At 64.2% G+C, this 20,875-nt stretch carries 16 protein-coding genes and 1 pseudogene; 8 read left to right on the top strand and 9 right to left on the bottom strand.

The window, feature by feature from the left end:
• Positions 1 to 13 precede the first annotated feature (13 nt).
• From RT028_RS11370 to RT028_RS11360, 3 genes and pseudogenes are all read right to left on the bottom strand, one after another.
• A pseudogene (locus RT028_RS11370) lies at positions 14 to 388 on the bottom strand (IS5/IS1182 family transposase); the annotation flags it as partial.
• Between the two features lie 33 nt (positions 389 to 421).
• Entirely contained in the window at positions 422 to 1,183 is a 762-nt protein-coding gene (locus RT028_RS11365) for an RHS repeat-associated core domain-containing protein (RefSeq protein WP_312934949.1), read from the bottom strand.
• Between the two features lie 524 nt (positions 1,184 to 1,707).
• Positions 1,708 to 1,875 carry a hypothetical protein gene (locus tag RT028_RS11360; protein WP_312934948.1) on the bottom strand — a complete coding sequence of 56 codons (168 nt, stop codon included), beginning with the start codon at positions 1,873 to 1,875 and terminating at the stop codon, positions 1,708 to 1,710.
• 152 nt (positions 1,876 to 2,027) lie between these two features.
• Here RT028_RS11360 and RT028_RS11355 point away from each other — a divergent pair, with 152 nt between their 5' ends.
• The 3 genes from RT028_RS11355 to glgB all read left to right on the top strand — a co-directional run bounded on the left by RT028_RS11355 (position 2,028) and on the right by glgB (position 9,941).
• Complete coding sequence (locus RT028_RS11355) at positions 2,028 to 4,046, top strand: alpha-1,4-glucan--maltose-1-phosphate maltosyltransferase (protein ID WP_312934947.1); 2,019 nt, start codon at positions 2,028 to 2,030, stop codon at positions 4,044 to 4,046.
• Positions 4,047 to 4,409: 363 nt separating this feature from the next.
• The gene (treS, locus tag RT028_RS11350; protein ID WP_312934946.1) at positions 4,410 to 7,721 is read left to right on the top strand and encodes a maltose alpha-D-glucosyltransferase; all 3,312 of its coding nucleotides are present in this window, start codon (positions 4,410 to 4,412) and stop codon (positions 7,719 to 7,721) included.
• Positions 7,722 to 9,941, top strand: a complete 2,220-nt coding sequence (gene glgB / locus RT028_RS11345) for a 1,4-alpha-glucan branching protein GlgB (RefSeq protein WP_312934945.1) — start codon at positions 7,722 to 7,724, stop codon at positions 9,939 to 9,941.
• Between the two features lie 210 nt (positions 9,942 to 10,151).
• Here the strand turns inward: glgB and RT028_RS11340 are convergent, their stop codons facing one another.
• Positions 10,152 to 11,702, bottom strand: coding sequence for a PLP-dependent aminotransferase family protein (locus RT028_RS11340; RefSeq protein ID WP_312934944.1), 1,551 nt, complete (start codon positions 11,700 to 11,702; stop codon positions 10,152 to 10,154).
• Here RT028_RS11340 and RT028_RS11335 point away from each other — a divergent pair.
• Genes RT028_RS11335 through RT028_RS11325 form a run of 3 tightly spaced genes read left to right on the top strand, consistent with a single transcriptional unit; the run spans position 11,661 to position 14,008 of the window.
• Positions 11,661 to 12,875, top strand: coding sequence for an FAD-dependent oxidoreductase (locus RT028_RS11335; protein WP_312934943.1), 1,215 nt, complete (start codon positions 11,661 to 11,663; stop codon positions 12,873 to 12,875). The genes RT028_RS11340 and RT028_RS11335 overlap by 42 nt on opposite strands.
• A 22-nt stretch (positions 12,876 to 12,897) precedes the next feature.
• Positions 12,898 to 13,215 (top strand): non-heme iron oxygenase ferredoxin subunit, encoded by a 318-nt coding sequence (locus RT028_RS11330; RefSeq protein WP_312934942.1) that lies wholly within the window; start codon positions 12,898 to 12,900, stop codon positions 13,213 to 13,215.
• A gap of 25 nt (positions 13,216 to 13,240) precedes the next feature.
• Positions 13,241 to 14,008: a hypothetical protein gene (locus RT028_RS11325; protein WP_312934941.1), complete on the top strand. Its 768-nt coding sequence runs from the start codon at positions 13,241 to 13,243 to the stop codon at positions 14,006 to 14,008.
• Positions 14,009 to 14,180: 172 nt separating this feature from the next.
• Here the strand turns inward: RT028_RS11325 and RT028_RS11320 are convergent, their stop codons facing one another.
• From RT028_RS11320 to RT028_RS11300, 5 genes are all read right to left on the bottom strand, one after another.
• The gene (locus tag RT028_RS11320) at positions 14,181 to 15,047 is read right to left on the bottom strand and encodes an urea carboxylase-associated family protein (RefSeq protein WP_312934940.1); all 867 of its coding nucleotides are present in this window, start codon (positions 15,045 to 15,047) and stop codon (positions 14,181 to 14,183) included.
• A gap of 35 nt (positions 15,048 to 15,082) precedes the next feature.
• The gene (locus RT028_RS11315; RefSeq protein WP_312934939.1) at positions 15,083 to 15,760 is read right to left on the bottom strand and encodes a GntR family transcriptional regulator; all 678 of its coding nucleotides are present in this window, start codon (positions 15,758 to 15,760) and stop codon (positions 15,083 to 15,085) included.
• Positions 15,757 to 17,262 carry an amino acid ABC transporter permease/ATP-binding protein gene (locus RT028_RS11310; RefSeq protein WP_312934938.1) on the bottom strand — a complete coding sequence of 502 codons (1,506 nt, stop codon included), beginning with the start codon at positions 17,260 to 17,262 and terminating at the stop codon, positions 15,757 to 15,759. Before RT028_RS11310 ends, RT028_RS11315 begins: the two co-directional genes overlap by 4 nt.
• A gap of 15 nt (positions 17,263 to 17,277) precedes the next feature.
• Entirely contained in the window at positions 17,278 to 18,120 is an 843-nt protein-coding gene (locus RT028_RS11305; RefSeq protein WP_312934936.1) for a transporter substrate-binding domain-containing protein, read from the bottom strand.
• Positions 18,121 to 18,418: 298 nt separating this feature from the next.
• Positions 18,419 to 19,324 (bottom strand): LysR family transcriptional regulator, encoded by a 906-nt coding sequence (locus RT028_RS11300; RefSeq protein WP_312934935.1) that lies wholly within the window; start codon positions 19,322 to 19,324, stop codon positions 18,419 to 18,421.
• 136 nt (positions 19,325 to 19,460) lie between these two features.
• On the opposite strand from RT028_RS11300, the gene RT028_RS11295 reads away from it, so the two are divergent.
• Positions 19,461 to 20,210 carry a 5-oxoprolinase subunit PxpA gene (locus tag RT028_RS11295; protein WP_312934934.1) on the top strand — a complete coding sequence of 250 codons (750 nt, stop codon included), beginning with the start codon at positions 19,461 to 19,463 and terminating at the stop codon, positions 20,208 to 20,210.
• On the top strand, positions 20,207 to 20,875 hold a 669-nt coding region (locus tag RT028_RS11290), incomplete at its 3' end, for an allophanate hydrolase subunit 1 (protein ID WP_312934932.1). The genes RT028_RS11295 and RT028_RS11290, both read left to right, overlap by 4 nt.

The following is a 20,875-nucleotide window of genomic DNA, read 5'->3' as shown; positions in this document are numbered from 1 at the left end:
GCAGAGGCGCAGCGCCTTGGCATAGGCAGGGACATCGCTTGCGAGGCCGACCGCGTTTGCTTTTGCGGGATGCTGACTTTTGGGCATAGCTGATGTCACCGGCTTGACCGCCATAGAGCAGAAGGCGCAACGGCACCCCGTTGCCATCACAAAGCCTATGGATCTTGGTCGTAAGGCCACTGCGGCTGGAGCCCAGAGCTTGGTCCGCAGGTCCGTGAGGTCCCTTTTTACCTGCAACTGCTGAGGCACGGGTTGTGCGAACGGCGGTCGAATCAATCATCCAGGTCTGGAGATCGACCAAGCCTTGGTCGTTGAGTCTGGGATGCAACCTGCTGAGCAACTGAAAGAACCTACCTCGATTTCTCCACTCCTGGGACCGGTAGAACACCGGATGGCAAATGAGAAAAAACTCGACAATGGGCTAATTGCGACCCCTGATCGCGGCTGCAGGTTTGATCACTACTGGTGCATAGTTGAATTTATTAAATTGTTCCGTCCCGGGTTTAAAAGGATTAACTTCAGGGATCTCTACCTCGACCCGTACTTGTTTCGTCACTGGATCAATATTCCGCATCAATTTGTATGTCGCCAAGCCCGCATAACCTTCCACTTGTCTGTTCGTTATGTTTGAAAAACTCTCAATGAATGACTTGACGCCGTCTTCGCCCGCTTCAGCCGTACGGCAGCCGATAATGCGATAATCGAACTCCTCCGTTCGTAGCTTGAGACTCTTCAGGTACTCGTTGAACTCGGCAGCATTGTATCTTGTATTCCCAACCTTGATCTTACCCGGGCTAGCGTGCGCCAAGACATTCAAGATCTTGGGCTGCCTGGGGCCTGCCTGAGATACAAAGATCACGTGGTGATCGGTATTTACAAGCGGGACTCCACTAATTTTATAAGCGCCTGAAGGATCAGCCCCGTTCGCAGGATCATTCAACATGAACGCGTAGGCGTTTATCCCTCCGGCTTGGAATGGACTCAGCACATCCGGGGCGGTAAAACGCATCAAGCAGGGAGCGAACTGACGATACCCATGACCAAAGTGATAATGCCTTGTAAGGGGATCAATATAATTACCGTGATAAGCAAAACGCTGATGACCGGAGTTAACGCTGAAACCATAGGGCGTATAACTAAGATACGCTCTGCCCAAAAACGTGTGATCAGGGACTCTGAACATTCTTGTGAAACTCCTGGCTACTACGCGAAGTTAAATGCTGGGTGCTCGGGTACGGGCTCCTGTACGTCCTACTATCTGTCAGCCAGGCCAAGCCATTACCAGTATGGATATGTTTCGCATGAATGCCACGCCGCAGGGCATCGCCTGACGAATGGATCCCGATACCTATATGGCGCCGAAGTTGGAGAGCGATGTTTGAGTTCTATCTGCAAAGACTCAAAGCGCAGGTCAGGCAATGCCAATAGCCGCCCCGCGAAAACAGCCGGGGGCGCCTAGCCCGGGGCGCCTAGCCGGGGGCGCCCACCCCGAGGGTCTGCTGTCCTCCACTCAGCATGACCAAGGATCAAGGCTTGCAGGATAGAACATAGGCCGATCAAGCAGGCATAGGCTCAGGCACCTGAGGTGGCGCTTGCGCCGAGACTGGGTAGGGTCCTAGCGTGGGCGCGGAGCACGAGCGGCCGTATCAGATGACTCTCTCTGGCCACTCACTGATGAACGGCTTCGATGATTGCAAAGTGCCAGTGCTAAGCCTTCACAGGCGGCTCTTCACTGGGCGGATCACCGACCGTAGGGAGCACTGTAGGTTGCACCGGTACGCCTTCGGGCTCACCCTCTGGAATCGGCTCGGGCGGCGGCAGTGTCGGGTCGTCGATATTGGGATCGGGCGTCTTTCCAGGCTGTGGCAGGGTCATCACGTCACCTCGTTGGGTCGATTGATCGAGTCTGATCGAGTCGCCCTGGTTGTGACCGACAGCACCCCGCCAAGGCTCAATGTTTTTTTGAACCCTGCTGCGCGCCGGTGGCTCTCAACTTTCACCGCCTCAGTCTCAGGGAGCAAGGTCCGATGTCAGGTAATGAGCCTTTTGAAAGCGTGCCCATGGCGAATGATCACCCGCAGCAGGCGATCAGCCTGGCCCAAGCGTTGATGGCGCCGCGGATCGTGATCGAAGACATCCAGCCGACCCTCGACGGCGGTGCGTTCGCCGCCAAGGCCACCGTCGGGCAAACGGTGCCGGTGAGTGCCAAGGTCTACAGCGATGGCCACGACAAGCTGGCCGTGCTGCTGCACTGGCGCGCCGCCAGTGATGAACACTGGCAGAGCACCAGCCTGATCAGCCTGGGCAATGACCTGTGGAGTGGCGAGTTCACTCCGCAGGCGCCGGGTGTGCACAGCTTCCGCCTGGAGGCCTGGATCGATCCGTTCGCCACCTTCTGCTATGACCTGGAAAAGAAATACCAGGCCGGTGTCGACGTCGGCCTGGAGTTGCAGGAAGGCCAGGCCATGCTCGGCCAGGCTGCAGACCGTTGTCAGTCCGAGCTGCAAACACGGCTGCACCAGGTGCGTGAGCATCTGAACGGGCTGTCCAGTGGCGAGCAGGTCGCACTGTACCTGCAGCCTGAAACCACGCTGCTGATGGCCGAAGCCGAGCACCGCAGCTACCTGACTCGCAGCGCCGAGCTGCCGTTGGACGTTGACCGCGAGGCCGCGCTGTTCGCCAGCTGGTACGAACTGTTCCCGCGCTCGATCACCGAGGACAAGGCCCGCCACGGCACCTTCAACGATGTGCACGCACGTCTGCCGATGATCCGTGACATGGGTTTCGACGTGCTGTATTTCCCGCCGATCCATCCCATTGGCCGCAGCCACCGCAAGGGGCCGAACAACTCGCTGCAGGCCGGCCAGGATGATCCGGGCAGCCCCTATGCCATCGGCAGCGCCGACGGCGGACACGATGCCATTCACCCGCAATTGGGCGACCGTGAAGACTTCCGCCGCCTGGTGGCCGCTGCCGCGGAACATGGCCTGGAAATCGCCCTCGACTTCGCCATTCAGTGCTCGCAGGACCACCCCTGGTTGCAGGAGCATCCCGGCTGGTTCAGCTGGCGCCCCGACGGCACCATCCGTTACGCCGAGAACCCGCCGAAGAAGTACCAGGACATCGTCAACGTCGATTTCTATGCCGCGGACGCTGTGCCGTCGCTGTGGATCGCCCTGCGCGATGTGATCATCGGCTGGGTCGAGGAAGGCGTGAAAACCTTCCGCGTCGACAATCCGCACACCAAGCCCTTGCCCTTCTGGCAGTGGCTGATCGCCAACGTGCGCAACCAACACCCGGATGTACTGTTCCTCGCCGAGGCCTTTACCAAGCCCGCGATGATGGCGCGCCTGGGCAAGGTCGGTTACGCGCAGAGCTACACCTATTTCACCTGGCGCAACAGCAAGGAAGAACTGCGCGAGTACTTCGAGCAGTTGAATCAGCCACCGTGGCGCGACTGCTACCGGCCGAACTTCTTCGTCAACACGCCCGACATCAACCCGTTCTTCCTGCAGCAGTCGGGACGTGCCGGGTTCCTCATTCGCGCGGCGCTGGCGACCATGGGCTCGGGGCTGTGGGGCATGTATTCGGGCTTTGAACTGTGTGAAGGTGCAGGCTTGCCGGGCAAGGAGGAGTACCTCGACTCAGAGAAATACGAGATCCGCCCGCGCGACTTCACCGCGCCCGGCAACATCATCGCCGAGATCGCCCAGCTCAACCGCATCCGCCGACAGAACCGCGCACTGCAGACCCACCTGGGCGTGACCTTCCTGCACTGCTGGAACGACAACATCCTGTATTTCGCCAAGCGCACCACGGAACGCGACAACTACATCCTCGTGGCCATCAGCCTGGATCCGCACAACGTGCAGGAAGCCAATTTCGAGCTGCCATTGTGGGAGCTGGGCCTGGATGACAACGCCGAGACTCAAGGCGAAGACCTCATGAACGGGCACCGCTGGACCTGGTATGGCAAGACCCAGTGGATGCGCATCGACCCCAATTACCAGCCGTTCGGGATCTGGCGGATCAGTGCAGGGGAGTGACGCCTGCAAACCCCTTGCGCCGGGGCCGGTCTGCCGGCGACGGGTCTGCCGCTTCGCTGCCAAGCTCTCCCTTAGGAACGGCTTCAGCCGCGATGGGCTGCAAAGCAGCCCCATTGGCCGTCACCTGGCTCTATCAAAAGCCAGCTGTCGCCTGATTCAAACCAGCTTCGCCGCCGATGAAGGTACCGGCACTGTTTCGATGAAGGTACCGGCACTGTTTCATAGCATCACCCACGCGCGATGCAGCCTCGACCCACCGGCGCAGCGTACGGCGAACTCATTACGGAAACGGCCAGCGCGATCTGCCTGAACGACCAGCAGTCGCCACAAAGGCCCCAGCCACGTACTTGAAAGGAGTTGCACATGGCCAAGCGTTCTCGCCCGGCAGCCTTCATCGATGACCCGCTGTGGTACAAGGACGCGGTCATCTACCAGCTCCACATCAAGTCGTTCTTCGATGCCAACGGTGACGGCATCGGTGATTTCGCCGGCCTGATCAGCAAGCTCGATTACATCCAGGAGCTGGGCGTCAACACGCTCTGGCTGCTGCCGTTCTATCCCTCGCCACGGCGCGATGACGGCTACGACATCGCCGAATACAACGCGGTACACCCTGACTACGGCACCCTGGCCGACGCCAAGCGTTTCATCAGCGAAGCGCACAAGCGCGGGCTGCGGGTAATCACCGAGCTGGTCATCAACCATACCTCCGATCAGCATCCCTGGTTCCAGCGCGCACGCCATGCCAAGGCCGGCAGCAAGGCGCGAGACTTCTACGTGTGGTCCGACACCGACCAGAAATACGACGGCACACGGATCATCTTCCTCGACACGGAACACTCCAACTGGACCTGGGACCCGGTTGCGGGCCAGTACTTCTGGCACCGTTTCTACTCCCACCAGCCCGACCTCAACTTCGACAACCCGCAGGTCATGAAAGCGGTGCTGGCGGTGATGCGCTTCTGGCTCGACCTGGGCGTCGACGGCCTGCGCCTGGATGCCATCCCGTACCTGATCGAGCGCGACGGCACCAACAACGAGAACCTGCCGGAAACCCATGCGGTGCTCAAGGCGATCCGCGCCGAGATCGACGCCAATTACCCCGACCGCATGCTCCTGGCCGAAGCCAATCAGTGGCCCGAAGACACCCGCCCGTATTTCGGCGAAGGCGAGGGCGACGAATGCCACATGGCCTTCCACTTCCCGCTGATGCCACGCATGTACATGGCCCTGGCCATGGAAGACCGTTTCCCGATCACCGACATCCTGCGCCAGACCCCGGAGATCCCGGCCAAGTGCCAATGGGCGATCTTCCTGCGCAACCACGATGAGCTGACCTTGGAGATGGTTACCGACCGCGAGCGCGACTACCTCTGGAACCACTACGCCGAGGACCGCCGCGCGCGCATCAACCTCGGCATCCGCCGGCGTCTGGCGCCGCTGCTGCAACGCGATCGCCGGCGCATCGAACTGCTCACCAGCCTGCTGCTGTCGATGCCCGGCACGCCCACGCTGTACTACGGTGACGAGCTGGGCATGGGCGACAACATCTACCTGGGCGACCGCGACGGTGTGCGCACGCCGATGCAGTGGTCGCCGGATCGCAACGGCGGTTTTTCCAAGGCCGACCCGCAGCGCCTGGTGCTGCCCCCGGTCATGGACCCGCTGTATGGCTTCCAGACCGTCAACGTCGAAGCCCAGGCTCACGACCCGCATTCGCTGCTGAACTGGAACCGCCGCCTGCTGGCGGTGCGCAACCAGCAGAAAGCCTTCGGCCGGGGCACGATGAAAACCCTGACCAACAGCAATCGCCGGGTGCTCGCCTATCTGCGTGAATTCACCGACGAGGCCGGCAACCACGAGATCATCCTCTGCGTGGCCAACGTCTCGCGCACCGCACAGGCGGCCGAGCTGGACCTGTCGCAGTACGCCGACAAGGTGCCGGTGGAAATGCTCGGCGGCAGCGCCTTCCCGCCCATCGGCCAACTGCCGTTCCTGCTGACCCTGGCACCTTACGGCTTCTACTGGTTCCAGCTGGCCAGCCGCGAACGCATGCCAAGCTGGCACCAGGAGCCGGCCGAGGCTCTGCCCGAGCTGACCACCCTGGTGTTGCGCGAACGCATGGAAGAGCTGTTGCAGGCGCCGGCCCGCGACACCCTGGAAGGCACGATCCTGCCGCAGTACTTGCCCAAGCGTCGCTGGTTCGCCGGCAAGGAAGGTCCGCTCGATGCCATCAACCTGTGCTACGGCGTACGCTTCGGCACCCCGCAGACCCCGGTGCTGCTCACCGAAATCGAAGTCATCAGCAACGGCGTCGCCAGCCGCTACCAGTTGCCGTTCGGCCTGCTGGCCGAAGAGCACATCAGTACCGCGCTGCCTCAGCAACTGGCGCTGTCACGCGTGCGGCGCGGGCGCGAGGTGGGGCTGATCACCGATGGCTTCGTGCTGGAACCGTTCATTCGTCAGGTACTGCGCGCCTGCCAGGACGACACGCGCCTGGCGCTGGAGGCCGGCGAGTTGCAGTTCCAGCGTACGGATCTGTTGTCGGGCTTCACGATCAGCGATGACACGTCGGTGCGCTATCTCAGTGCCGAGCAGTCCAACAGTTCGGTGGTGGTGGGCGAGAGCCTGGTGCTCAAGCTCATTCGCCGGGTCAATGGCGGTATCCACCCCGAGCTGGAAATGAGCGCGTACCTGACCAAGGCCGGGTTTGCCAATATCTCGCCGCTGCGGGCGTGGGTCAGCCGCGTGGATGAGCAGCAGCAACCGCACCTGTTGATGATCGCCCAGGGCTACCTGAGCAATCAGGGCGATGCCTGGGCCTGGACCCAGAACACCCTGGAGCGGGCGATCCGCGATGAGCTCGAGGCCGAGCACGACGGCGAGCCTGCCCACACCAGCGCGCAGAGCGAACTGGCCGACTTCGCAGCCTTGTTCGGCCAGCGACTGGGCGAAATGCACGTGCACCTGGCCGCTCCAAGCGATGACCCAGCGTTCGCCCCGCGTGTCAGCAGCGTGGAGGACAGCCAGCGCTGGACGCAGCAGATTGGCACCGAACTCGAACACGCGCTGGACCTGCTGGCCCAGCATCGCGACGCGCTGGATGCCGACAGCCAGGCGCTGGTCGATGACCTGCAACAGCAGCGTGAGGGCCTGGCCCAGCATGTGGCGCGCCTGGCCGAGATGGCGCAAGGCGGCCTGCTGGTCCGTGTGCATGGCGACCTGCACCTGGGCCAGGTGCTGGTGGTGCAGGGCGATGCCTACCTGATCGACTTCGAGGGTGAACCCTCGCGGCCGCTGGAGGAACGTCGAGCCAAACACAGCCCGTTCAAAGATGTCAGCGGCGTGTTGCGTTCTTTCGACTATGCTGCCGCGATGATATTGCGCAGCGCCTCTGCCACGGACCTTTCCGAGCCCGAGCGACAAGCGCGGCAACGGGCGGCCCGGCAGTACCTGCACCAGTCACGACACGCGTTCGTCGAAGCCTACGGCCTCGCCACTGCCGCCATGCCCCATGCCTGGGAGCAGGCCGACGGCGAACGTGCGGCGCTGGAGCTGTTCTGCCTGGAAAAAGCCGCCTACGAAATCACATACGAAGCCGAAAATCGTCCCGCCTGGATTGCCGTGCCGTTGCACGGCCTGCATGGACTGATCAGCACCTGGGGAGAGTCCTGAATGAATGCGACAACGTGTGAAAACGGCGGTTTGCGGCAGCAAGACCTGAATGCCTTGGCCCGTGCCGAACACGCCGATCCCTTTGCCGTGCTTGGCGCGCATCGGGATGCAGCCGGTGCGGTGGTGGTCCGGGCGTTCCTGCCCAATGCCCTGCATGCCCGTGTGCTGAGCCGCGAAGATGATCGTGTGCTGGCCGAGATGCAGCAGGGCAGTTTGCCTGGCCTGTTCTACGCCTACCTGGACCATGAGCAGCCGTATCGCCTGCAGATCGGCTGGGCCGGCGGCGAGCAGATCACCGAAGATCCGTACAGCTTTGGCGCCCAGCTCGGCGACATCGACATGCACCTGTTCAATGAAGGCACCCACCGTGACCTGGCCGGGCGCTTCGGTGCGCAGCCGACGCAGGCCGATGGGGTCGATGGCGTGTGCTTCTCGGTCTGGGCGCCCAATGCCCGGCGGGTGTCGGTGGTCGGTGACTTCAACAACTGGGATGGCCGCCGCCACCCGATGCGCCTGCGCCATGGCGCGGGGGTCTGGGAGCTGTTCATTCCGCGCCTGGGCCCGGGTGAGAACTACAAGTTCGAGGTGCTCGGCAAGAACGGCGTCCTGCCGCTCAAGGCCGACCCGCTGGCGCGCGCCACCGAACTGCCGCCCAGCACCTCCTCGAAAGTCGCAGGGCCGCTGGGTCATGCGTGGGGTGACAGCCAATGGATGAGCGAGCGCGACCAGCGCCATGCCATCAGCGCGCCGCTGTCGATCTACGAATTGCATGCCGGCTCCTGGCGCTGCGAGGTGGACGACGTCGGCGAGGTGGCGCGGTTCTACAACTGGCGTGAGCTGGCCGAGCGCCTGGTGCCCTACGTGCAGCAGCTGGGCTTTACCCACATCGAGCTGCTGCCGATCATGGAGCACCCGTTCGGCGGCTCGTGGGGCTACCAGCCGCTGTCGATGTTCGCGCCGACCTCGCGCTACGGCACCGCCGAAGACTTTGCCGCGTTCATCGACGCCTGCCACCAGGCCAGCATCGGCGTGATTCTCGACTGGGTGCCGGCGCATTTCCCGACCGACGAACATGGCCTGGCGCAGTTCGACGGCACTGCGCTGTACGAGTACGCCAACCCCCACGAAGGCTTCCACCAGGACTGGAACACGCTGATCTACAACCTCGGCCGCAACGAGGTGCGCGGTTTCATGCTGGCCTCGGCGCTGCACTGGCTCAAGCACTTCCACATCGACGGTTTGCGTGTCGATGCGGTGGCCTCGATGCTCTACCGCGACTATTCGCGCAAGGCCGGCGAGTGGGTGCCGAACCAGTACGGCGGCCGCGAGAACCTCGAAGCCATCGAGTTCCTGCGCCAGCTCAACGATGTCGCGGCGTTGGAAGCGCCGGGCGCGCTGATCATCGCCGAAGAATCCACGTCGTGGCCGGGTGTCAGCCAGTCGACCCAGCAAGGTGGCCTGGGCTTCAACTACAAGTGGAACATGGGCTGGATGCACGACACGCTGCATTACATCCAGAACGATCCGGTGCACCGTGCGCATCACCACAACGAGCTGAGCTTTGGCTTGGTGTACGCCTATTCCGAGCGCTTCGTACTGCCGATTTCCCACGATGAAGTGGTGCACGGCAAAGGCTCGATGATCAACAAGATGCCCGGTGACCAGTGGCAGCAGTTCGCCAACCTGCGCGCCTACCTGACCTTCATGTGGCTGCACCCGGGCAAGAAGCTGCTGTTCATGGGCTGCGAGTTCGGCCAGTGGCGCGAGTGGAACCATGACCATCAGCTAGACTGGTACCTGCTCGAATACGCCAACCACCGCGGCGTGCAGGATCTGGTCAGCGACCTCAACCGCCTGTATCGCGACGTGCCCGCCCTGCACGACCAGGACTGCAAACCAGCGGGCTTCCAGTGGCTGATCGGTGACGACGCACAGAACAGCGTGTATGCCTGGCTGCGCTGGAGCAAGGACGGCGAGCCGGTACTGGTGGTGGCCAACTTCACCCCCGTGCCGCGTGAGGGGTACCGGGTCGGTGTACCGTTCGGCGAGCAGTGGCAGGAAATGCTCAACAGCGATGCCGAGCGCTACGCCGGTAGCAACTTCGGCAATGGCGGTGCGGTGACGGTCGAGCACCTGCCAAGCCACGGGCAGCCGCTGTCGCTGTCGTTGAATCTGCCGCCGTTGGGGGTGTTGGTGATGAAGCCGGTGGTCAACGGCTGAGACAGAGGAATGGGCCGGGCCGGGGGCTGTGTCACCCTTGTCCGGCCTTTTTTTCACCCGTCGTTCGCCCGGCGTCACGGCTCGGCAGTCGGGCTGCTCGCGGTGCGGTTCAAGGCCGAAAGCGCTCGGATCACCCCATGCATCTGCAGGCGAGATGAGCGTTCCGGAATTGGGCGATGGCGTTGAAGCACAGATCAGCTCGGGCCCTGCCTAACAGCGCATCGTGGGGAATACTCGAGCACAGAGCCGACGCAGCTTCTCGATCCGTTCAGGGGTCCAGGGCGCCGAGAAGTTCAGCGCCATGAAGTTCGAGAACGCGCCCGCCGGGGAGAAGAACGGGCCGGGAATGAAGTCGAACAGCGTTGGGCCCGCAGCCATGGCAAGTTGCATTGCGTCGAAGTCGCGTGGTCCTCTGACCCAGCACAGGTACCCACCATCGGGCTGCGAAATGGCCACCCTGCCTGCGCTGGCGGCCTTGAGCAGCTCGATGCCCTGGTGCATGCGCTGCTTCAAGGTTTCACCGGCGCGGCGCAGGTCCCGCTCGCTCTGACGGCCATTGAGATACTGCGCGAGCGCCGCCTGCACGGCAGAGGGCGGTGGGTGAGCGCCGCTCAGGTGATGCGTTGCGCTCAACTGGGGCATGTGCTTGCCTGCCATGATCCAGCCGATTTCATAGGCGCCCGACAGCCAGGTAGCGGTACCCGCGAATGGCACAACGTGGTCGTCGCTATCGAACTCCTTCAACGACGGACTACGCAGTTCGCCATGGCCCAGCGGCGCCGTCAGGTCGTTTTCCAGAATGATCGCGTCATGTTGCCGCGCAGCCTCCACCAGCCGCGCCAGCGTTGTTCGGCTGTAGGTCACGCCCGTGGGTATGCGGTTGCAGCCCATCAGCACGCATAACCGGACCCCGGTGCTCTTGAGAATGTGCGCGAACTGCTCCGGGTCGATCCCCAGCCTGGGGTGCGAATAGATCTCCAGGGCCTTGATGCCGCGGTGGCGCAGGCTTTCGAGCACGGGGTAGTACGAGGGGCTTTCCACCAGCACGGGGCCGCCGCGCTGTCCGAGGCTGTCCAGGCACAGGTTGAAGCTTTCGATGGCCGAGCGGGTGATGAGTACCTGGTCCGGCCGGATGAACTGCTCGCGACGTCCGGCGCGCTGTACGAGCGCGCTGATCAGCTGCCCAGGACCGTCATCAGGCAATTCACCGCATGCTCCGCTGTGCAGCAGCGCGCGACGCAGCAGCCGGTTCATACCCTCCAGACCGATCAAGCCGGGTGTCGGCAGCATGGCCGCCGCGGCGTTCGCCTGCACAGGCAAGCCTGCCAGCGATTCATCCAGCGCCCGTACATCATCAGCCGGCATTACCGGCATGTCCCGGGCGAGTGGCTGAAAGCGCACGGTGGTCGGGGTCGAGGCATAGAAGCCGGAGCGGTCGCGGGCCTGGCACAGGCCCTGCGATTCCAGTAGCTCGTAGGCTCGGTACACGGTTACCACGCTGCAGCCGGTTTCGCCGGCGAGCCGACGCAGCGAGGGCAGTTTGTCGCCCGGCGCGATCAGACCCGCGTCAATGCGTTTTCGCAGCAGCTCGGCGACCTGGCGGAATCGAGGCATGGGACCTTCCTGATCTGTACTACTTGTGATCGTGAAAATGTGTGCATTGTAGTACAGCACGGCGCTCGCTAGATTCCTTGCAACTGCATCCGTTGGGAGAGTGAGATGGAACATCTGGTCATCGTTGGCGGCGGGCCCGCCGCTCATCACGCCGCCAAGGGCTTTCTGAACGCTCAGCCGCGGGGGCGGATTTCTCTGGTCAGCGCTGAGCGGCAGTTGCCATACGACCGACCGCAGCTGTCCAAGGGCCTGCTCAGCGGTGACAGCACACAGCCTCTCTTGCTGGCCGACCCGGCGCTTCATGAGCACGGGCAGGTCGCCTGGCTCAGCGGCGTCACGGTCAACGAGATTGATCGGCAGCAGGCGCGTGTCCACCTGGATGATGGCCGCACCCTGGGCTACGACAAGCTGTTGATTGCCACGGGCTCACGGGTCAGGCGGTTGCCTGAAACGGTGGCGCAGGCACCGGTTCACTACCTGCGAACGTTCGAGGATGCCCTGGCGCTGCGCCGCCGCCTGGTCGAGGGCGCGCACGTGGTGGTCATCGGTGGAGGCTTCATCGGCCTGGAGGTCGCAGCCACCGCCCGGCAGCGTGGCTGCCAGGTGACCGTCATCGAAGCGCAACCCCGGCTGCTCGCGCGCAGTGGCTGCCCCGCACTAGGTGAGTGGGCCCAGGGGTTGCACACCCAGCAAGGTGTAGACGTTCAGGTGGGTGTCAGCCTGATCGCGATCGAGCCCGGGCCCGCCGGGCAGACCCTGGTCTGCACCGGCGCCGGCACGCTCACTGCTGACGTGGTGGTGGTGGGCATCGGCGTTCAGCCAAACGTCGAACTGGCCAGCGCCTGCGGCCTGGCGGTGGACGATGGCATCGTCGTCGACCGCCACTGCGCTACCCAGGATCCGACGATTTTCGCTGCCGGCGAGGTAACGCGGTATCCGCTGACGCGCCTGGCCACGCACACGCGCTCCGAGTCATGGACAGTGGCGGGCGAGCAGGGCGGTGTCGCCGGCCGCGCGGCGGCAGGCGACGAAAGCGCCGTGTACGAGCAGATGCCCTGGCTGTGGTCCGACCAGTACAGCAGCACCCTGCAATGCCTGGGTCTCCCGGGGCTGACCCACCGCTACACCTACCTGGGCGATCCGCACAGCGATCAGTGGCTGGCGCTGGGCTGGAACGCCGAGCAACGGCTGGTCTGCGCCATCGCTGCCAACCGCAATCGTGACCTCTCGGCCGTTCGCCGGGCCATCCGCCGCAACGAGCCGCTGGCCGACCTGTATACCTCGACCCTGGCCTCGGCGCCGACACACACCGGCGCCTGAGGCGCCCACTGGAGAAATGACCATGGACACCACCTGGACCAAAGTCTGCGATGCGCAGCACGTGTTGCCGGATACGGCAGTGGCCTGTGAAGTGGAGGGCAGGATGATTGCCGTCTATCAGGTCGATGGCCGCTACTTCGCCACGGAAAATGTCTGTCCGCATGCCTATGCATTGCTGTCGGATGGTTGGCTCGAAGGCACCGAGATCGAATGCCCACTGCATGGCGCACGTTTCGACATCGAAACCGGCGCGGTCCTCGAAGGGCCGGCAGAGTGTGCACTGAAGACCTACGCGGTGCGGGTCGAGGGCAGTGAAGTACAGTGTGTGATCCCGGCTTGAAGCCAGTCGCCAACGAGGAACCGATATGCATGTCATCGACGCATTGAATACGGCGTTCTACGAAGTGGAGGCGGGCGGCATTCCAGTCGCCAGCAGCCATGTATTTTCCGACTGGCAACCCCATGACCGGCTCGGCATCGTGATCTACGAGCCACTGGCGGCGCTTGGCGCGACGCACCTGATCCAGCTCGCCTGCATGTGCTTCTACGATTCCAAGCCCGTGCGCCGGACCGAGCGCAAGGTGTATCCGGAAATCTTCGCCATTCACGTCGGCGGCTGGTGGGGTGGCCATGGCAACTTCGATTTCTGGCCGGCGCGGCGTGAGATCCAGGTGCCCGACGACCCTCGGGAAGTGCTCGGGGCGCTGAACGATTTCGCCATCACCCGTTTGGCCATCCCGGAGCGGCCGGTGCGTGAGATCGTGCATCGGCGCAAGGAAGAGGACTGCGCGCTGGACCGCCTGGTCACCGCCGTCATGTACAGCTCGAGCGGTCGGGTCGCCGAGCCGGATTTCACCATCAGAAGCAACAGCCGGCGCAGCGAGCGAGATGTGCTGAAGGTGATCACGCCCAATGCGTTGTCCGAGCAGAGCATTGCCCAGCTGAACAAGACTGCCGTACCGGTCAAAGAGCTGGATGCCGATTTCATGCCGCGGCAGCAGACGCTCAACGCTGGCATCACCGACGCCATGCGCGAGCAGGCCAGTCAGCACCGTGCAGCCCTGAAGGTGGACGGTCTGCCGACTGAGTCGTATCGCTTCAGTGACCTGGCGGAGTCGCTCAAGCGCCTTTGAACAGAGCGCAGGCTCGGCCTGCCGCCAAGGGCAGGGTGCCTGTCCTTGATGTGTCCAGTGCCACCGGCGCCGGTTCGGTGTACCCCTAATGCCAGAGCACCGAACCCGCCCCGCGCGGCAATACTGCTGCGCCGAGCCAAGGCGGCAGGAGCGCGGCCAATCGCTGTGACCGCTACCCCTGGGCGCCGTGCGTCTGATCGTACCCACTCACCTGCGGCGCCTCCCAGCCTTCGGGCCGCTGCGCCGCCGCATAGATCTCCACCAGCAGCGGATAGCACTTCGCGCTGTCAGACGAATGTTCCGATGAACAATCCCCACCCGGACACGCCGACAGGCACCCCAGCAGATCGATCTCGGCGAAGAACTCCAGATAGTCCCCCGGCCGCACCGGGCTGGCCTTCATGAAGTACTGCCCGGTATCGCGGGTGAACCCGGTGCACATGAACACGTTGAGCACGTCATGCACGTGCGGCTCGGCCTGGTGCGCGGTGAGCCCGGTGCTGGTCGCCAGCGCGCGCGTCAGGTTGGAGTGGCAGCAGTGGTGGTACTGGCCGCCGTTGCTCAGCAGGTTGTGGGTGTAGGGGTCGCAGCGGGTGCCGATCACGTCATGCACCGAACCGCCGAATTCATCGAAGCCGTACCAGTCCAGGGTGTCGTGGGTGATGGTGGCCATCGGCCGCAGGCTCGGGAAGCTGGAATACAGCTGGTCGCCGACGCCCAGGTGGGTGCCGTTGAGCGCGCGGGTCTTGCCGCTGTAGAAGCGCTCGCTGAGGTCGTGCTGATTGAACAGGTTCAGGTCGCCGACCTGCGGGCCCTCGGTGGACACGATGCGAAAGAAGCCGCCTGCTGGCACGCTGAAGGTGGCCGCGTCGCGGGCCGGTACCACGACGGTCTCGACCAGGGTGAGGCCATCGCGCACGGCGCGGTAGCGGTTGATGTCAGGACGCGGCAGGGTGTCGACCGGATAGCACAGCACGGGCTGGATGGCCTTGCGCTGCGCGGCGTCTGCCGGGGCTGGGGTACGGGGGGTGGGTTTCATCGGGTTCTCCTTGAGCCGGCGCGGGCCAGTGTTGGCTAAGCGCGGGCAGGGTGGCTCAACAGGTCGAGCAGGGCATGCTCGGAGTCGTCGAGATAGCGGTTCATGGCCTCGGCGGCGGCCTGGCGCTGGCCGGCGGCGAGCAGGTCATGGATTTCGTGGTCGCGTTCAAGCCAGGGTCGCTGGAAGTTTTCTTCATCGGGCGCGACCGCGAACACCAGCCGCATCTGCGCCGCGATATTGGTGAAGAAGGCATCAAGCAGCGGGCTGCGCAGGAGGCCGACGATGTGCTGGTGAAAGCGCAGGCTGTGGGTGCCGAAGACCTGCCAGTCTTCGCGGTCGCGGGCCAGTTCGGCGGCTTCGATGGCATCGAGCATGCGGTCAGACTGGTACTCGCGCAGCGGTTGGCTGCCAAGAATCGCCTGGATCTCCAGGGTGCGGCGGACCAGAAACAGGTCGCGCACCTCGGCTGCACCCAGGCGTCGCACCATCACGCCCTTGTTGCGCACGTAGGTGGCCAGGCCCTCGCGGCCCAGTTGGTGCAGGGCTTCACGCACGGTGTTGCGCGAGGCGTTGTAACGGCTCACCAGATCCGCCTCGACCAGCGCCATGCCCGACACCAATCGGCCACCGATGATGTCTTCGCGCAGCTCGCAGGCCACTTGATCGGCCAGCGACAAACCGCCGCCGGAGAGCGTCGTGATGGGCGTCTTCATGCCAGTTGCGCATCCTTGAGAAAGCGCCCCATGCGTTCACTGCGGTTGTCGAGCAGGTCTCGGGGCGAGCCGGCCTGAACGATTTTTCCGCTTTCCATGAACACCACGCGGTCGGAGACCTGAAAGGCGAACTTCATTTCGTGGGTGACGATGATCATGGTCATGCCCTCGCGGGCGAGGTCTTCGATGACCTTCAGCACATCGCCGACCAGCTCCGGGTCCAGCGCTGAGGTCGGTTCGTCGAACAGCATCACCTTGGGACGCATTGCCAGGGCCCGGGCAATGGCCACACGCTGCTGCTGGCCGCCAGAGAGCTGGTGCGGGTATTTCCCGGCATGCTCGCGAAGGCCGACCTTGCTCAGCAGCGCCAGGCCGAGTGCGCGCAACTGGGCATCGCTGGCGTGGCCGTGATGGCGAGGCGCGAGCAGGACGTTGTCGAGCACGGTCTTGTGCGGAAACAGGTTGAAGTTCTGGAACACCATGCCGACCTGAACGATGCCGTCCAGGTGCACACGGTTGCCGAGCGCCGCTCCGGTTTCCAGGGTGCCGCGCAGGAAGGGTTGGCCGCACAGCTCGACGCTGCCGCGGTCCAGCCCTTCAAGGCCATTGAGGGTGCGAATCAAGGTGGTCTTGCCCGATCCCGATGGGCCGATGATCGACACCACTTCGCCAAAGCTCACCTCCAGGTCGATGTCCTTGAGCACCTCCAACTGGCCGTAGTGCTTGCCTGCGCCTTGTACGCGCAGCGCCTTCGCGCCGGCCTGCGCCGGTTGCACCGGCTCGACATCGGCGATCTCGGCGCGACTGTCGGCAACCCCCTTGGGCTTGCGCTGACTGACGTCCAGGTGCCGCTCCAGGCGCTGCAGCAGGAAGCTGAACACGGTGACGATCAGCACGTAGTAGAACGCCACCGCGAGCATGGTTTCCATCACCAGGAAATTCTGCGTGTAGAGCTGTTGGCCCACCAGAAGGATTTCCGAGAGCGAGATCACCGACACCAGCGAGGTCAGCTTGACGATGGTGATGTACTCGTTGGCCAGGGTCGGCAAGGCCACCCGCAGCGCCTGGGGGATCACGATCAGGCGCTGCACACCGCCGTAGCCGATGCCCAATGCCTTGCCGGCTTCCAGCTGCCCCTTGGCCACGGCCAGCAGGCCGCCACGATGAATCTCGGCGATGTACGCGGCCTCGCTCAGCACCAGCGCGATCAGGCCGGCGGCAAACGGGTTGGACAACACCACACTGGTGCCTGGGAACACCTGCGGCAGGTTGTAGACGAAAATCAGCAGCACCAGCAGCGGCAGGCTGCGGAAAAACCAGATGTACAGCGCAGCGCTGCGGTTGAGCAGACGCTTGGGCGACTGCCGCGCCAGGGCCAGCAGAAAGCCCAGCACGATACCCAGCACCCAGGTGGCCAGGCTCAGTTCGACCACCGTGCCCACGGCGTGCCAGAAGTCGCTGTTGAACAACAGGCTGAAGGCGTAATGCCAATCGAATTGCATGCAATGTACTCCGGGTTACTGCGCTGCGGTCGGGGTCTGGCCCAGGGCCTGGGCGATTTCGGCGGCGTTCGGTTCAGCCAGGTTGTATTGGGCCAGCAGGGTCTGGTATTCGCCGCTGGCCTTCATGGCCTCGAAGCCCTGGCGCAGTTCGCTCAGCAACACGTCATTGCCCTTGCGCACCGCCAGTCCGATCACGACCGGGTAGATCAAGGTATCGGAGCTGATAGCGACCCGGCCCTTGAGCTTGTCGCTGGTGATGCGCGCCACGGCGGCGTCTTCGAACTGCACGTCCACCGCCTTGGCCAGCAGGGCCTGGGCGGCCTCGGGCGAGGTGGGGTACTCACGCGAATCAATCGACCCCTTGCCGTTTGCCTGGCAGTAGTCTTTCGACAGGCTAGCCAGTTTCGGAATCCACGAACCGCCCTTGATCGAGGCGATGCGCTTGCCGCACAGGTCTTCGGGGCGCTGCGGGCGGAAGCTGTCGTCCGCACGCACCATCAGCGAGGCGCCGCTTTTCAGGTACGGCAGGAAGGCGACCTGATTGGCGCGCTCCGGTGTCACGTACAGCGCCGAGGCGATGACATCGAAACGCCGGGCATTGACGCCCATGACCAGGTTGGCGAAGCGGGTGTCGAGGAACTGCGGTTCGAGCTTGAGGTGGCTGCCCAGCAGGGTCATGAACGCTGGGTCAAAGCCGGCGGGCTTGCCGTTTTCCAGGAAGGTGTAAGGCGGGTAGGTCAGGTCCGAGCCGATGCTCAGGCGCTGGGGTTGCAGGGTAGCGTCGTCTGCCTGGGCGCCGGCGCTGATGAGCAGAGGCAAGGCGAGCAAGGGGAGGGTGAAACGTGCGCGTCGGGACATGGTAGGGCTCCAGGGACGAAGGATTGTTCAACAATCATTGCTGGAGTGATTATCAAAATACGTGCCATTTTCCAGGTATTCGGCAAAATTCAAGCGCTGCCCACACAGGTTGCTGTGAAACGGCTTCGCTGACGCGCGGTTGTGGGGCGTATTGGGTGGCAGGTGTTACCCAGTGGTGCGTTTTGCCTTAATCGCTGCGCTCACGAAGGCAGCGCCCAACCGGCAAATCCGGCTGTAGTGCGGCGTCGCTGAAAAGCGCTGCGGCGGGTGGCCACGCGCGTCGTGGCCAGGGCTCGGCTCAGCGGAGGTTCACGTAGCCTGCAGGCAAGTCTGCCGCATGCGCGACAGCGGCAGCACGGGCAGAGTCGACCAGGCTTTGCACCGTCTCAAGACCGGCGCCGATACGCCAGGTGGCAAACATTTCCAGGTCTGCCGGTACCGGCTGCAGGTCCAGCCGGCGCAGCGTGCCGTCGCGCAGCGCCGCGCTGACCAGTGCCGGCGGCAGCGCGGCGATGCCGAAATCTTCGGCCAGCAGTCGCTCGATCGCCGCCACCGAATTGATGCAGCACAGCCGCGGCGCGTGCAGCCCGTGGGCGTGCAGCAGGCCGAGTAGGTCCTGGTGCGGTCGCGAGTGACGGGAAAAAGTGATCAGCCGCTGTTGTGCCAGCATGGCCAGGCTGGCAGCGCATCCGTGGTGGGTATGGCGAGCCAGCCAGGCCATGGGGTAGCTCGCCAGGTGGGCGTTGCGCACGCCTTCATCGGGCAGCGGATCGGTCTGCAGGATCAGGTCCAGCTGGCCGCGGCGCAGTTGTTCGGCCAGATTGCGCGCGGTGTCGGCCTGCAGGTCCAGTTCCAGGCCAGGGTGCGACACGCCGATACGCTGGATGAACGGGGCCAGCCACGTATGAATCACGCTTTCCATGACCCCGACGCGCACGCGGCCCGGTTGCGCGGCATCGACCGCCTGGCGCAGCGCCTGGGTGCTGTCGAGCACCTGTTCGGCATAACGGATCAGCGCCTGCCCCCGCGGCGTCACGGTCGCGCCACGGGCATCGCGCTCGAACAGGCGCACGCCCAGCTCATCCTCCAGCGCAGCGATGCGGTTGGACACCGCCGCCTGGGTGCTGAACAGCTTTTGCGCCGCCAGCCGAAAGCTGCCCAGGCGCGCGACCCAGATGAAGGTTTCGAGAAACTTGATGTTCATGCGCCAGGCCTCCCAGTCGTGGCAGCCATCATAAAGGTGATCGACTTTACTTATCACCCCCTGCCGAAATTACCCGCTGGACGCCCGCGCGCCGCTGGCATGACCATCCTGGCAACTGTGATTGGCGGAGGCCTCGATGAAACGTCCCATGCTCAACTGCGATATCGGCGAAAGCTTCGGTGCCTGGTCCATGGGCCTGGACGAAGAGGTCATGCCGCTGATCGACTGCGCCAACATCGCCTGCGGTTTCCACGCGGGCGACCCCGGCATCATGCGCCGCACCGTGGCCCTGGCGGTGAGGCATGAGGTGCGCATTGGCGCGCACCCGGCCTACCCGGACCTTGCCGGTTTCGGCCGACGCAGCATGGCCTGCTCGGCGCAGGAAATCGAAGACCTGGTGCTGTACCAGCTCGGCGCGCTGGAGGCGATGTGTCGTGCCGAGGGCAGCCGCGTGCAGTACATCAAGCCCCATGGCGCGCTGTACAACGACATGATGGTCGACCCCGTGCGCCTGCGCGCCGTGATGAGCGCCGTGCGCGCCTACGACCCGCAGCTGCCGCTGATGCTCATGGCCACCGCCGACACCACGGCCAGCCGCCAACTGGCCAGCGAGCATGGCCTCACCCTGTGGTTCGAAGCCTTCGCCGACCGCGCCTACGAACCCGATGGCCAGCTGGTCAACCGGCGCCTGCCGGGCGCGGTACACCATGACCCGGCGCAGGTGGTGGCCCAGGCGCTGGGCCTGGCGCGGGGTGAGCCCCTGATCACCCGCGACGGCAGTGCCCTGCGCCTGCAGGTCGACACCCTCTGTGTACACGGCGACAACCCGGCGTCGGTGGCAGCGGTGCGGCAGATTCGCCACGCCCTCGACGGGCTGCCGGCATGAAGCTGCGCATCGAAGTCGCTGCCATCGACTGCCTGACCCTGCGCCTGTTCGACGCCATCGACGAGGCCAATGTGCCCTGGCTGCTGGCCGCCGCCGAGCAACTGCGCGCCGCCTTTGGCCCGGCGTTGATCGACCTGGTGCCGTCCTATACCACGCTGATGCTGCACTATGACCTGACCCAGCTGGGTGATGCTCAGGCCCGCGCCTTGTGTCAGCAAGCCCTCACCGACCTGCAACCGAGCACGGCAGGCAGCGGCCGCGAGCTGTCCCTGCCCGTGTGGTATCACCCCAGCGTGGGGCCGGACCTCGAGCCCCTGGCGCGGCAACGGGGCCTGGGTGTGGAGGCGCTGATCGCCCTGCACAGTGGCCGCGCGTATTCGGTATTCGCCCTGGGTTTTGCGCCTGGCTTTGCCTTCATGGGCCTGGTCGATCCACGCCTGGCCAGCCCGCGCCTGGCCACGCCCCGGCAAGCCGTGGCGACGGGCAGCGTCGGCATCGCCGAGCGGCAGACGGCGATCTATCCGGCGGTGTCCCCCGGCGGCTGGAACCTGGTGGGGCGCAGCCCGGCGCGCCTGTTCGACGCGTCGCTGGAGGGCTTCAGCCTGCTGCGCCCGGGCGACCGGGTGCGTTTCGAACCAGTGCCGCGTGATGAATTCATTCGCCTG

It is taken from the genome of Pseudomonas sp., from assembly GCF_032058845.1.
Taxonomy (GTDB): domain Bacteria; phylum Pseudomonadota; class Gammaproteobacteria; order Pseudomonadales; family Pseudomonadaceae; genus Aquipseudomonas.
The sequence above is the reverse complement of the archived record's forward strand: the minus strand, read 5'-3'. Positions and strand labels throughout refer to the sequence as shown.

Coding starts and splice junctions, on each gene's coding strand:
- RT028_RS11365 (WP_312934949.1), bottom strand. CDS start 1,183: ATGTTCAGAGTCCCTGATCACACGTTTTTGGGCAGAGCGTATCTTAGT.
- RT028_RS11360 (WP_312934948.1), bottom strand. CDS start 1,875: ATGACCCTGCCACAGCCTGGAAAGACGCCCGATCCCAATATCGACGAC.
- RT028_RS11355 (WP_312934947.1), top strand. CDS start 2,028: ATGTCAGGTAATGAGCCTTTTGAAAGCGTGCCCATGGCGAATGATCAC.
- treS (WP_312934946.1), top strand. CDS start 4,410: ATGGCCAAGCGTTCTCGCCCGGCAGCCTTCATCGATGACCCGCTGTGG.
- glgB (WP_312934945.1), top strand. CDS start 7,722: ATGAATGCGACAACGTGTGAAAACGGCGGTTTGCGGCAGCAAGACCTG.
- RT028_RS11335 (WP_312934943.1), top strand. CDS start 11,661: ATGGAACATCTGGTCATCGTTGGCGGCGGGCCCGCCGCTCATCACGCC.
- RT028_RS11340 (WP_312934944.1), bottom strand. CDS start 11,702: ATGAGCGGCGGGCCCGCCGCCAACGATGACCAGATGTTCCATCTCACT.
- RT028_RS11330 (WP_312934942.1), top strand. CDS start 12,898: ATGGACACCACCTGGACCAAAGTCTGCGATGCGCAGCACGTGTTGCCG.
- RT028_RS11325 (WP_312934941.1), top strand. CDS start 13,241: ATGCATGTCATCGACGCATTGAATACGGCGTTCTACGAAGTGGAGGCG.
- RT028_RS11320 (WP_312934940.1), bottom strand. CDS start 15,047: ATGAAACCCACCCCCCGTACCCCAGCCCCGGCAGACGCCGCGCAGCGC.
- RT028_RS11315 (WP_312934939.1), bottom strand. CDS start 15,760: ATGAAGACGCCCATCACGACGCTCTCCGGCGGCGGTTTGTCGCTGGCC.
- RT028_RS11310 (WP_312934938.1), bottom strand. CDS start 17,262: ATGCAATTCGATTGGCATTACGCCTTCAGCCTGTTGTTCAACAGCGAC.
- RT028_RS11305 (WP_312934936.1), bottom strand. CDS start 18,120: ATGTCCCGACGCGCACGTTTCACCCTCCCCTTGCTCGCCTTGCCTCTG.
- RT028_RS11300 (WP_312934935.1), bottom strand. CDS start 19,324: ATGAACATCAAGTTTCTCGAAACCTTCATCTGGGTCGCGCGCCTGGGC.
- RT028_RS11295 (WP_312934934.1), top strand. CDS start 19,461: ATGAAACGTCCCATGCTCAACTGCGATATCGGCGAAAGCTTCGGTGCC.